Origin of the sequence: Delftia sp. CH05, from assembly GCF_009827015.1 — a bacterium.
Classification (GTDB): Bacteria; Pseudomonadota; Gammaproteobacteria; order Burkholderiales; family Burkholderiaceae_C; genus Comamonas; species Comamonas tsuruhatensis.
Genome location: NZ_WUMG01000003.1, coordinates 72,213 through 82,707 on the forward strand (window position 1 = coordinate 72,213; position 10,495 = coordinate 82,707).

A 10,495-nucleotide genomic window follows, 5' to 3' on the forward strand; every position below is an offset into this window, starting at 1 on the left:
ACATGGCACGACTGCAAAAACTGTATCGCGAAAAGATCGCGGCTGAACTGAAGGAAAAGTTCGGCTACACCTCCACCATGGAAGTGCCCCGCCTGACCAAGATCACCCTGAACATGGGTGTGAGCGAAGCCGTGGCCGACAAGAAGGTGATGGACAACGCCGTGGCCGACCTGACCAAGATTGCTGGTCAGAAGCCTGTGGTGACCAAGGCCAAGAAGGCTATCGCCGGCTTCAAGATCCGCGAAGGCCAGGCCATCGGCTGCATGGTGACCCTGCGTGGCGTTCAGATGTATGAATTCCTGGATCGTTTCGTCACCGTGGCTCTGCCCCGCGTGCGTGACTTCCGTGGTATCTCCGGCCGTTCGTTCGACGGTCGCGGCAACTACAACGTCGGCGTCAAGGAACAGATCATCTTCCCCGAAATCGAGTACGACAAGGTGGACGCTCTGCGTGGTCTGAACATCAGCATCACGACTACGGCAAAGACCGACGACGAGTGCAAGGCACTGCTCGCCGCTTTCCGTTTCCCCTTCAAGAACTGAGGTGGCGCATGGCTAAAGTTGCATTGATTCAGCGCGAACTCAAGCGCGAAAAGCTGGCGGCCAAGTACGCTGCCAAGTACGCAGAACTGAAGGCAATCGCCGCTGACGCAAAGCGCAGCGACGAAGAGCGCGACGCCGCTCGCCTGGGCCTGCAGAAGCTGCCCCGTAACGCGAACCCCACTCGCCAGCGCAACCGCTGCGAGATCACGGGTCGTCCCCGTGGCACCTTCCGTCAATTCGGTCTGGGCCGCGCCAAGATCCGTGAACTGGCCTTCGCTGGCGACATCCCCGGTGTCACCAAGGCCAGCTGGTAAGCAAGCAGGAGAGATTAAACATGAGCATGAGTGATCCCATCGCTGACTTGCTGACCCGCATCCGCAATGCACAAATGGTCTCCAAGACCACCGTGACGGCTCCTTCCTCCAAGGTCAAGGTTGCCATCGCCCAGGTGCTGAAGGATGAAGGCTACATCGACGGCTTCCAAGTGAAGACCGACGCTGGCAAGTCCGAACTCGAAATTACCCTGAAGTACTACGCCGGCCGTCCGGTGATCGAGCGCATCGAGCGCGTGAGCCGTCCCGGCCTGCGCGTGTACAAGGGCCGCGACGCAATCCCCCAGGTCATGAACGGTCTGGGCGTGGCCATCGTCACCACTCCCAAGGGCGTGATGACGGATCGCAAGGCACGCGCCACCGGCGTGGGCGGCGAAGTGCTGTGCTACGTGGCCTAACGGACATTAAGGAGAAATACTGAAATGTCTCGCGTAGCAAAGACTCCCGTGGCCATCCCCGCAGGCGTGGATGTGTCCATCAAGGCTGACCAGATCAATGTGAAGGGCACCGGCGGCACGCTGTCGCTGGCCCAGAACGTTCTGGTGAAGATCTCCAACAACGAAGGCAAGCTGTCTTTCGAGCCCGTCAACGACTCGCGCGAAGCCAACGCCATGAGCGGCACCATGCGTCAGCTGGTGAACAACATGGTGGTGGGCGTGAGCAAGGGCTTCGAGAAGAAGCTGTCGCTGGTCGGCGTGGGCTTCAAGGCTTCGGCCTCTGGCGCCAAGCTGAACCTCGCGATCGGCTATTCGCACCCGGTGAACTTCGAAATGCCGGCCGGCATCACTGTTGCCACCCCCACGCCCACGGAAATCGTGGTCAAGGGTGCTGACCGCCAGGCCGTTGGCCAACTGGCTGCTGAGATCCGTGCCGTTCGTCCTCCCGAGCCCTACAAGGGCAAGGGCATCCGTTACTCGGATGAGAAGGTCGTGATCAAAGAGACCAAGAAGAAGTAAGGAGCTGCATTATGTTGACCAAGAAAGAGCAGCGTCTCCGTCGTGCCCGCCAGACCCGCATCCGCATTGCACAGCAAGGCGTGGCACGTCTGAGCGTGAACCGTACGAACCTCCACATCTACGCAAGCGTGGTGTCGGAAGACGGCACCAAGGTGCTGGCTTCGGCCTCGACTGCCGAAGCCGAAGTGCGCACCCAACTGGGCGCCATCGGCAAGGGTGGCAACGTGGCTGCCGCTACGCTGATCGGCAAGCGCATTGCCGAGAAGGCCAAGGCTGCAGGCGTGGAGAAAGTGGCTTTCGATCGCGCTGGTTTCGCATACCACGGCCGCGTGAAGGCTTTGGCAGAAGCCGCTCGTGAAGCCGGCCTGCAGTTCTAAGCGGAGCGGATAGAAATGGCAAAGTTTTCTCCCAAGGTGCAAGACGAAGGTCGTGACGACGGTCTGCGCGAAAAAATGATCGCGGTGAACCGCGTCACCAAGGTTGTGAAGGGCGGTCGTATCCTCGGCTTCGCTGCACTGACCGTGGTTGGCGACGGTGATGGCCGTGTTGGCATGGGCAAGGGCAAGTCCAAGGAAGTGCCTGCAGCCGTGCAAAAGGCGATGGAAGAATCCCGTCGCAACATGATCAAGGTGTCCCTGAAGAACGGCTCGATCCATCACACCGTGATGGGTCAGCATGGCGCAGCATCCGTGATGCTGAACCCCGCTCCCAAGGGTACCGGCATCATCGCCGGCGGCCCGATGCGCGCCGTCTTCGAAGTGCTGGGCATCACCGACATCGTGGCCAAGAGCCATGGCTCGTCGAATCCCTACAACATGGTCCGCGCGACTTTTGACGCTCTGAAGAACTCCACGACCCCTTCGGAAGTGGCAGCCAAGCGCGGCAAGTCGGTTGAAGACATCTTCACCGCCTGATCGGAGTCAATCACATGACAACGCAACAAACCGTGAAGGTGCAACTGGTGCGCAGCCCCATTGGCACCAAGGAATCGCACCGCGCCACCGTCCGTGGCCTGGGCCTGCGCAAGCTGAATAGCATCAGCGAACTGCAGGACACGCCTGCTGTGCGCGGCATGATCAACAAGATCAGCTATCTGGTCAAAGTCCTCTGAAAGGATTGATGATGGAACTCAATAGCATCAAGCCTGCAGCAGGTGCCAAGCATGCCAAGCGCCGTGTCGGCCGCGGCATCGGCTCCGGCCTGGGCAAGACTGCCGGCCGTGGTCACAAGGGCCAGAAGTCGCGTTCGGGTGGCTACCACAAGGTGGGCTTCGAAGGCGGTCAAATGCCTCTGCAGCGCCGTCTGCCCAAGCGTGGCTTCAAGTCGCATCTGCTGAAGTTCAACGCAGAAGTGACCCTGTCCGCTCTGGAACAGCTGGGCCTGGCCGAAGTCGATCTGGCAGCTCTGAAGCAAGCCGGTCTGGTTGGTGAAATCGCAAAGGTGGTCAAGATCATCAAGAGCGGTGAAATCAGCAAGGCTGTCAAGCTCAACGGCATCGGCGCTACCGCCGGCGCCAAGGCTGCCATCGAAGCTGCCGGCGGCAGCATCGCCTGATTAATGATCTGAAAGAAGACATCCGTGGCTACTAGCGCAGCTCAAATTGCAAAAACCGGAAAATTCGGCGATCTTCGCCGCCGTCTGGTTTTTCTGTTGCTCGCGCTGGTCGTTTACCGCATCGGGGCTCATATCCCCGTGCCGGGCATCGATCCAGCGCAGCTGCAGCAGCTGTTCAATGGCCAGCAGGGCGGCATTCTCAATCTGTTCAACATGTTCTCGGGTGGGGCGCTGTCGCGCTTCACGGTGTTCGCACTGGGGATCATGCCGTACATCTCGGCATCGATCATCATGCAGCTCATGACCTACGTGGTCCCTACATTCGAGCAGCTGAAAAAGGAAGGTGAATCGGGTCGTCGCAAGATCACCCAGTACACCCGCTATGGCACTCTGGGCCTGGCGATTTTTCAGTCCCTGGGAATTGCCGTGGCTCTGGAAAGCTCCGCAGGTCTGGTTCTGAGCCCCGGTTTCGGCTTCCGCCTCACGGCGGTGGTCAGCCTGACGGCCGGCACCATGTTCCTGATGTGGCTCGGTGAACAGATCACGGAACGTGGTCTGGGCAACGGCATCTCGATCCTCATCTTTGGAGGTATCGCCGCAGGTCTGCCGAGCTCCATCGGTGGTCTGCTGGAGCTGGTGCGCACCGGTGCCATGAGCATCCTGGCCGCGATCTTCATCGTTCTCGTGGTGGCAGCCGTGACGTACTTCGTCGTGTTTGTCGAGCGGGGACAGCGCAAGATCCTGGTGAACTATGCGCGTCGTCAGGTGGGTAACAAGGTGTATGGCGGTCAGTCTTCGCACTTGCCGCTGAAGCTGAACATGGCGGGGGTCATTCCTCCCATCTTCGCTTCCTCGATCATCTTGCTGCCGGCGACCGTTGTGAACTGGTTCAGTGCAGGGGAATCCATGCGCTGGCTGAAGGACATTGCTAGCACGCTGACCCCCGGTCAGCCGATCTATGTGATGCTCTACGCCACCGCCATCATCTTCTTCTGCTTCTTCTACACGGCCCTGGTGTTCAACAGCCGGGAAACCGCCGACAACCTGAAGAAGAGTGGTGCCTTCATCCCCGGGATCCGTCCCGGTGACCAGACGGCCCGCTACATTGACAAGATCCTGGTTCGCCTGACCCTGGCTGGTGCGGTGTACATCACATTCGTGTGCTTGTTGCCCGAGTTCCTGATCCTGAAGTACAACGTCCCGTTCTACTTCGGTGGTACATCACTGCTGATTATTGTGGTGGTGACCATGGACTTCATGGCCCAGGTGCAGAACTACATGATGTCGCAACAGTACGAATCGCTCCTCAAAAAGGCGAACTTCAAAGCGACACTTGGCAATTGAACTAAGTGATGGGCCTGGCCGGCGGTGCCGGCGGGTCCAGTAAGAGTTAGTAGACGCCCATTCGATCTATCCATCGCGGGCATGTTTCCCGGTCGATAGGCCGTAACGGATGTAGAGTTTTAGGAGAATGAAATGAGAGTTTCGGCTTCGGTCAAAAAAATCTGCCGTAACTGCAAGATCATCCGCCGCAAGGGTGTGGTGCGAGTGATCTGCACGGACCAGCGCCACAAGCAGCGCCAGGGTTGATAGGAAAGTTTGAGGACGAATAATGGCACGTATCGCTGGCATTAACATCCCGCCGCATCAGCACGCTGAAATCGGCCTGACCGCTATCTATGGGATCGGTCGCACCACTGCACGCAAGATCTGCGAAGCCGCTGGCATCGCATATTCCAAGAAAATCAAGGAACTGACTGACGGTGATCTGGAAAAGATCCGCGATCAGCTGACTTCCCTGACGCTGGAAGGTGATCTGCGTCGCGAAACAACGATGAACATCAAGCGTTTGATGGACATCGGTTGCTATCGCGGTTTCCGTCATCGTCGTGGCCTGCCCATGCGTGGTCAGCGTACCCGCACGAATGCACGTACCCGCAAGGGTCCGCGCAAGGGTGCCGCGGCTTTGAAGAAATAAAGAGATTGAAAGATCACTATGGCTAAGTCTCCCGCAAACAACGCTGCACAGCGCGTTCGCAAGAAAGTCCGTAAGAACATTTCGGACGGCATTGCCCACGTGCACGCTTCGTTCAACAACACGATCATCACCATCACCGACCGCCAAGGCAACGCTCTGTCGTGGGCCTCGTCGGGTGGCCAGGGCTTCAAGGGTTCGCGCAAGTCGACTCCCTTCGCTGCCCAGGTGGCTTCGGAAGTGGCTGGTCGTGCTGCCATCGAACAGGGCATCAAGAACCTGGACGTCGAAATCAAGGGTCCCGGTCCCGGCCGTGAATCCTCGGTTCGCGCCCTGGGCGCCCTGGGCATCCGCATCACTTCCATCGCGGACGTGACGCCGGTTCCCCACAACGGCTGCCGCCCTCAAAAGCGCCGTCGTATCTAAGCTTTTTCACCAAGCCCACCGCCGCCCAGATGTGTAACATCGCGGGCGGCTCCCGTGCTTGTGCACGGCAGATGACACAAAGGAAATCAAGTGGCACGCTATATCGGCCCCAAGGCCAAACTCTCCCGCCGTGAAGGCACTGACCTGTTCCTGAAGAGCGCACGTCGCTCGATCGCCGACAAGTCCAAGTTCGACACCAAGCCCGGCCAGCACGGCCGCACTTCCGGTCAGCGTACTTCCGACTTCGGCCTGCAGCTGCGCGAAAAGCAGAAGGTCAAGCGCATGTACGGCGTGCTGGAAAAGCAATTCCGCCGCTACTTCGAAGCCGCCGACAAGAAGAAGGGCAACACCGGTGCCAATCTGCTGTCGCTGCTGGAGTCGCGTCTGGACAACGTGGTGTACCGCATGGGCTTCGGCTCGACCCGCTCGGAAGCGCGTCAGCTGGTGTCGCACAAGGCCATCACGGTCAACGGCCAATCCGTCAACATCCCTTCCTACATGGTGAAGGTGGGTGACGTGGTCGCCGTGCGTGAAAAGTCCAAGAAGCAGGCCCGCATCGTCGAAGCCCTGCAACTGGCTGGTCAAGTCGGTTTCCCCGCATGGGTGGAAGTGTCGGCCGACAAGGCTGAAGGCACGTTCAAGAAGTCGCCTGACCGCGACGAGTTCGGTGCAGACATCAACGAATCCCTGATCGTTGAGTTGTACTCGCGTTAATTCCGCGCAGCGACATTTCTGTAAAACCGTCCCCCAGCCGCGAGGCATCGCGCTGGGGTGCTTCACCAGCCTTACCGGTGTAACGAGCCGGGGGTATTGAGAGGAAGTCTGCATGCAAACCAATTTGCTGAAGCCCAAGACGATCAATGTCGAGCAGCTTGGCCACAATCGCGCCAAAGTTGTTCTGGAGCCGTTTGAGCGTGGCTACGGCCATACGCTGGGCAATGCCCTGCGCCGTGTCCTGCTCTCGTCCATGGTGGGTTACGCAGCGACGGAAGTGACGATTGCTGGTGTGTTGCACGAGTACTCGTCCATTGACGGTGTCCAGGAAGATGTGGTCAACATCCTGCTGAACCTCAAGGGTGTGGTGTTCAAGCTGCACAACCGCGACGAGGTCACGCTCTCCCTGCGCAAGGATGGCGAAGGCGTCGTGACGGCGCGCGACATCCAGACGCCCCACGACGTGGAAATCATCAACCCTGATCATGTCATCGCCAACCTGTCGCAAGGCGGCAAGCTGGACATGCAGATCAAGGTCGAGAAGGGCCGCGGCTATGTGCCCGGCAATGTGCGCCGCTATGGCGACGAGTCCACGAAGTCGATCGGCCGTATCGTGCTGGACGCTTCGTTCTCGCCCGTCAAGCGCGTGAGCTACGCCGTCGAATCGGCCCGCGTTGAACAACGCACCGACCTCGACAAGCTGGTGGTGGAGATCGAAACCAATGGTGCGATCACTGCCGAGGACGCCGTGCGCGCCTCCGCCAAGATCCTGGTGGAACAGCTCGCCGTGTTCGCTCAGCTGGACGGCGGCGATATCGCCAGCGTCTTCGATGCTCCGGCCGGTGGCCGTGGTGCCGCAACCGCCTTTGATCCCATCTTGCTGCGTCCCGTGGACGAGCTGGAACTCACCGTGCGTTCGGCCAACTGCCTCAAGGCAGAGAACATCTACTACATCGGCGACCTGATCCAGCGTACCGAAAACGAGCTGCTCAAGACCCCCAACCTGGGTCGCAAGTCGCTCAACGAGATCAAGGAAGTCCTGGCTTCCCGCGGTCTGACGCTGGGCATGAAGCTCGAGAACTGGCCGCCTGCTGGCCTGGAAAAGCGCTAAGCACTATAATTGCAGGCTCTCCTTTTTGGAGAGCCTCAGTGCCTCGGGCAGTACCTGATACGGCTGCACGAATTAATCAACAACTTGCGCAAATTCGGTTGAGGCAAGCTGCAGATCCGGTAACGGGTCCAGGCTTGCATCCTTGTTTGCGCAAGCCCTAATTACATATTTTAGGAATAAAGCACCATGCGTCACGGTCACGGCCTCCGCAAACTCAATCGCACCTCTTCGCACCGCCTGGCGATGCTGAAGAACATGATGAATTCGCTCATCGAGCACGAAGCCATCAAGACCACCGTTCCCAAGGCCAAGGAACTGCGCCGCGTGATCGAGCCCATGATCACCCTGGCCAAGGTCGACACCGTTGCCAACCGCCGCCTGGCATTCGACCGCCTGCGCGACCGCGACAGCGTGACCAAGCTCTTCAACGAGCTGGGCCCCCGCTTCGCAAAGCGTCCTGGTGGCTACACCCGTATCCTGAAGATGGGCTTCCGCGTGGGCGACAACGCCCCCATGGCCTTCGTGGAACTGGTCGAGCGCGCTGAAGAAGGCGCCGCCGAAGCCAAGGCAGCTGAATAATCTGCTATAATTTTGGAATACCGCGCGATGGAGCAGTCTGGTAGCTCGTTGGGCTCATAACCCAAAGGTCGGAGGTTCAAATCCTTCTCGCGCAACCAAATTAAAAAGGGCTACGACAACTGTCGTAGCCCTTTTTTCATGCCCTCGCGCCAGGGCAAAGGCCAGGCAGACAGCCCGGCATCAGCCGCCCAGCTGGTTGCCGATGCGCTGGCCCAGCCGCAGGCGCACGCGGTGGGCGATTTCCTGGGCGGCATCGGGGCTGAGCACCTCGCTGATGTGCAGCAGCTCGGTGTAGTGCATGTACAAGAGGCCGCGCAGGGTCTTGAAAGCGGCCTCGTGGTCGCCGCCGCAGACGCTGGCGTCATCGGCCAGCACGCGCTCCACCACGCCGGCCTGCAGCAGCGGGATCTTGCAGATGACGGCGTGGCGGGCGATCTCCAGGTCGATTTCCTGGAGCCGGCATTCCCATTCCTCGGGCAAGAATCGGTTGGCTGGCATGTCGGCTTTTCTCCTTTTTTCACTGCATGGGTACACCGGGGCGAAAGGCACCCGGTCTGGGGATGCTGTCATGTGAGCGGGGCTCGGTGGCCTGGGTCGCCAGGTTTACTGGCCCGGCCTTGATGCCTGTCAAACTTCGGTGGCGCAGGCGCCCGCTGGAAGCCGGGCTCATGCTGCACTGCATCATGATGTCAGTCATGCGGCGCGGCCGCCAGTGCCCGTGCAGGCTGGTGGGCTTTTGCTCCCGGCAGGCCATGCTCTCTCGGCGCCGCTCCGGCAACGCAAAGGATCCACATGCTCGAGAAGATTGCCTCGCTGTTCCGCTACTTCAAGTCGGCCGTGCCGTTCCGGCTGGTGCCGGCGCTGATCGCCACCGCCGTGCTGTTCGGGCTGCTGCTGGTGCCCGTGCCCGAGGGGCTGACGCCCAAGGCCTGGCAGCTGGTGGCCATTTTCCTGACCACCATCGTGGCCATCATCCTCAAGGTCATGCCCATTGGCGTGATGGCCTTGATGGCCATCGTGATCGTCTCGCTGTCCCAGGTCACGTCTGGCTCGTCCAAGGGCGCAGTCACCGATGCGCTGAGCAGCTTTTCCAGCCCGCTGATCTGGCTGATCGTGGTGGCCATCCTGATCTCGCGCGGCCTCAAGAAGACGGGGCTGGGCAACCGCATCGGACTGATGTTCATCGCGCTGCTGGGCAAGCGGACCATCGGCATCGGCTACGGCCTGGCGATCTGCGAGCTGGTGCTGGCACCGTTCACGCCCAGCAACACGGCGCGCGGCGGCGGTATCGTGCACCCCATCATGAAGTCCATCGCCAATGCCTTCGATTCGGACCCGGCCAAGGGTACGCAGGGCAAGGTGGGCACCTACCTGGCCCTGGTCAACTACCACGCCAATCCCATCACGTCGGCCATGTTCCTGACCGCCACGGCGCCCAATCCGCTGGTGGTGGACTTCGTGGCCAAGGCCACGGGCCAGGCGCTGCACCTGAGCTGGACCACCTGGGCGCTGTACATGCTGCTGCCGGGCCTGCTGTGCCTGCTGCTGATGCCGCTGGTGATCTACCTTCTGTCGCCTCCCGAACTCAAGGCCACGCCCAATGCCGTGGAGTACGCGCGCAGCGAGATGGCACGCATGGGGCCGCTGTCGGGCAAGGAGCGCGTGATGCTGGGCACCTTCGGCCTGATGCTGCTGCTGTGGGCCAACGTGCCGCAGATGCTGTTCGGGCCTGCCTTCACGCTGGACCCGACGGTGGTCGCCTTCCTGGGCCTGTTCGTGCTGATCATCACGGGCACCATCGACTGGGATGACGTGCTGTCCGAGAAAAGCGCCTGGGACACGCTGGTGTGGTTCGGCGCCCTGGTCATGCTGGCCGAGCAGCTCAACAAGCTGGGCGTGGTGTCCTGGTTCGCGGTGGGCATGAAGAACGCCATCGTCGCCAGCGGCCTGGACTGGCTGCCGGTGGCGGCCATCCTGGTGGGCGTGTTCGTGTTCTCGCATTACCTGTTCGCCAGCACCACGGCCCACATCAGCGCCATGATGCTGGCCTTCCTGACCGTGGGCGCCCAGCTGATTCCTGCCGACTATGTCGTGCCCTTCATGCTGATGATGACGGCCGGCTCGGCCATCATGATGACGCTGACCCACTACGCCACCGGCACTTCGCCCATCATCTTCGGAAGCGGCTATGTCACGCTGGGCAACTGGTGGCGCGTGGGCGCGGCCATGTGCGTGATCGAGCTGCTGGTCTTTGCCGTGGTCGGCAGCGCCTGGTGGAAGCTGCTGGGCCTGTGGTGAGGGCGAAA

The 10,495-nt window shown here is 60.5% G+C and carries 17 protein-coding genes and 1 tRNA gene; 17 read left to right on the forward strand and 1 reads right to left on the reverse strand.

Annotated elements, in window-relative coordinates:
* Positions 1 to 2 precede the first annotated feature (2 nt).
* The 16 genes from rplE to GRX31_RS03940 all read left to right on the forward strand — a co-directional run bounded on the left by rplE (position 3) and on the right by GRX31_RS03940 (position 8,287).
* Positions 3 to 542 carry a 50S ribosomal protein L5 gene (gene rplE / locus GRX31_RS03865; protein WP_016449175.1) on the forward strand — a complete coding sequence of 180 codons (540 nt, stop codon included), beginning with the start codon at positions 3 to 5 and terminating at the stop codon, positions 540 to 542.
* An 8-nt stretch (positions 543 to 550) separates the two neighbouring features.
* Positions 551 to 856: a 30S ribosomal protein S14 gene (gene rpsN, locus GRX31_RS03870; protein WP_012202967.1), complete on the forward strand. Its 306-nt coding sequence runs from the start codon at positions 551 to 553 to the stop codon at positions 854 to 856.
* A gap of 20 nt (positions 857 to 876) precedes the next feature.
* Complete coding sequence (gene rpsH / locus GRX31_RS03875; protein WP_016449176.1) at positions 877 to 1,272, forward strand: 30S ribosomal protein S8; 396 nt, start codon at positions 877 to 879, stop codon at positions 1,270 to 1,272.
* A gap of 24 nt (positions 1,273 to 1,296) precedes the next feature.
* A complete protein-coding gene (gene rplF / locus GRX31_RS03880; protein ID WP_016449177.1) occupies positions 1,297 to 1,830 on the forward strand; it encodes a 50S ribosomal protein L6 in 534 nt (177 codons plus the stop codon).
* Positions 1,831 to 1,841: 11 nt separating this feature from the next.
* Positions 1,842 to 2,207 carry a 50S ribosomal protein L18 gene (gene rplR, locus GRX31_RS03885; RefSeq protein WP_012202970.1) on the forward strand — a complete coding sequence of 122 codons (366 nt, stop codon included), beginning with the start codon at positions 1,842 to 1,844 and terminating at the stop codon, positions 2,205 to 2,207.
* Between the two features lie 15 nt (positions 2,208 to 2,222).
* A complete protein-coding gene (gene rpsE, locus GRX31_RS03890; protein WP_016449178.1) occupies positions 2,223 to 2,744 on the forward strand; it encodes a 30S ribosomal protein S5 in 522 nt (173 codons plus the stop codon).
* A gap of 14 nt (positions 2,745 to 2,758) precedes the next feature.
* The gene (gene rpmD / locus GRX31_RS03895) at positions 2,759 to 2,941 is read left to right on the forward strand and encodes a 50S ribosomal protein L30 (protein WP_012202972.1); all 183 of its coding nucleotides are present in this window, start codon (positions 2,759 to 2,761) and stop codon (positions 2,939 to 2,941) included.
* Positions 2,942 to 2,952: 11 nt separating this feature from the next.
* The gene (gene rplO, locus GRX31_RS03900) at positions 2,953 to 3,384 is read left to right on the forward strand and encodes a 50S ribosomal protein L15 (protein ID WP_016449179.1); all 432 of its coding nucleotides are present in this window, start codon (positions 2,953 to 2,955) and stop codon (positions 3,382 to 3,384) included.
* 24 nt (positions 3,385 to 3,408) lie between these two features.
* Positions 3,409 to 4,728, forward strand: coding sequence for a preprotein translocase subunit SecY (gene secY / locus GRX31_RS03905; RefSeq protein ID WP_012202974.1), 1,320 nt, complete (start codon positions 3,409 to 3,411; stop codon positions 4,726 to 4,728).
* A gap of 132 nt (positions 4,729 to 4,860) precedes the next feature.
* On the forward strand, positions 4,861 to 4,974 hold the full coding sequence (gene rpmJ, locus GRX31_RS03910; RefSeq protein WP_003050535.1) for a 50S ribosomal protein L36: 114 nt from the start codon (positions 4,861 to 4,863) through the stop codon (positions 4,972 to 4,974).
* A gap of 22 nt (positions 4,975 to 4,996) precedes the next feature.
* The gene (gene rpsM, locus GRX31_RS03915) at positions 4,997 to 5,362 is read left to right on the forward strand and encodes a 30S ribosomal protein S13 (protein WP_012202975.1); all 366 of its coding nucleotides are present in this window, start codon (positions 4,997 to 4,999) and stop codon (positions 5,360 to 5,362) included.
* 18 nt (positions 5,363 to 5,380) lie between these two features.
* A complete protein-coding gene (gene rpsK, locus GRX31_RS03920; protein ID WP_012202976.1) occupies positions 5,381 to 5,785 on the forward strand; it encodes a 30S ribosomal protein S11 in 405 nt (134 codons plus the stop codon).
* Between the two features lie 90 nt (positions 5,786 to 5,875).
* Positions 5,876 to 6,499, forward strand: a complete 624-nt coding sequence (rpsD, locus tag GRX31_RS03925; RefSeq protein ID WP_012202977.1) for a 30S ribosomal protein S4 — start codon at positions 5,876 to 5,878, stop codon at positions 6,497 to 6,499.
* A 112-nt stretch (positions 6,500 to 6,611) separates the two neighbouring features.
* Positions 6,612 to 7,610, forward strand: coding sequence for a DNA-directed RNA polymerase subunit alpha (locus GRX31_RS03930; RefSeq protein ID WP_012202978.1), 999 nt, complete (start codon positions 6,612 to 6,614; stop codon positions 7,608 to 7,610).
* Positions 7,611 to 7,796: 186 nt separating this feature from the next.
* On the forward strand, positions 7,797 to 8,189 hold the full coding sequence (gene rplQ / locus GRX31_RS03935) for a 50S ribosomal protein L17 (protein WP_012202979.1): 393 nt from the start codon (positions 7,797 to 7,799) through the stop codon (positions 8,187 to 8,189).
* A 21-nt stretch (positions 8,190 to 8,210) separates the two neighbouring features.
* Positions 8,211 to 8,287: transfer RNA gene (locus tag GRX31_RS03940), tRNA-Met, on the forward strand.
* Positions 8,288 to 8,369: 82 nt separating this feature from the next.
* On the opposite strand, the gene GRX31_RS03945 is transcribed toward GRX31_RS03940, so the two are convergent.
* The gene (locus GRX31_RS03945; protein WP_016449180.1) at positions 8,370 to 8,687 is read right to left on the reverse strand and encodes a hypothetical protein; all 318 of its coding nucleotides are present in this window, start codon (positions 8,685 to 8,687) and stop codon (positions 8,370 to 8,372) included.
* A gap of 294 nt (positions 8,688 to 8,981) precedes the next feature.
* On the opposite strand from GRX31_RS03945, the gene GRX31_RS03950 reads away from it, so the two are divergent.
* On the forward strand, positions 8,982 to 10,487 hold the full coding sequence (locus GRX31_RS03950) for a DASS family sodium-coupled anion symporter (protein WP_160851569.1): 1,506 nt from the start codon (positions 8,982 to 8,984) through the stop codon (positions 10,485 to 10,487).
* The last annotated feature ends 8 nt before the right edge of the window (positions 10,488 to 10,495 follow it).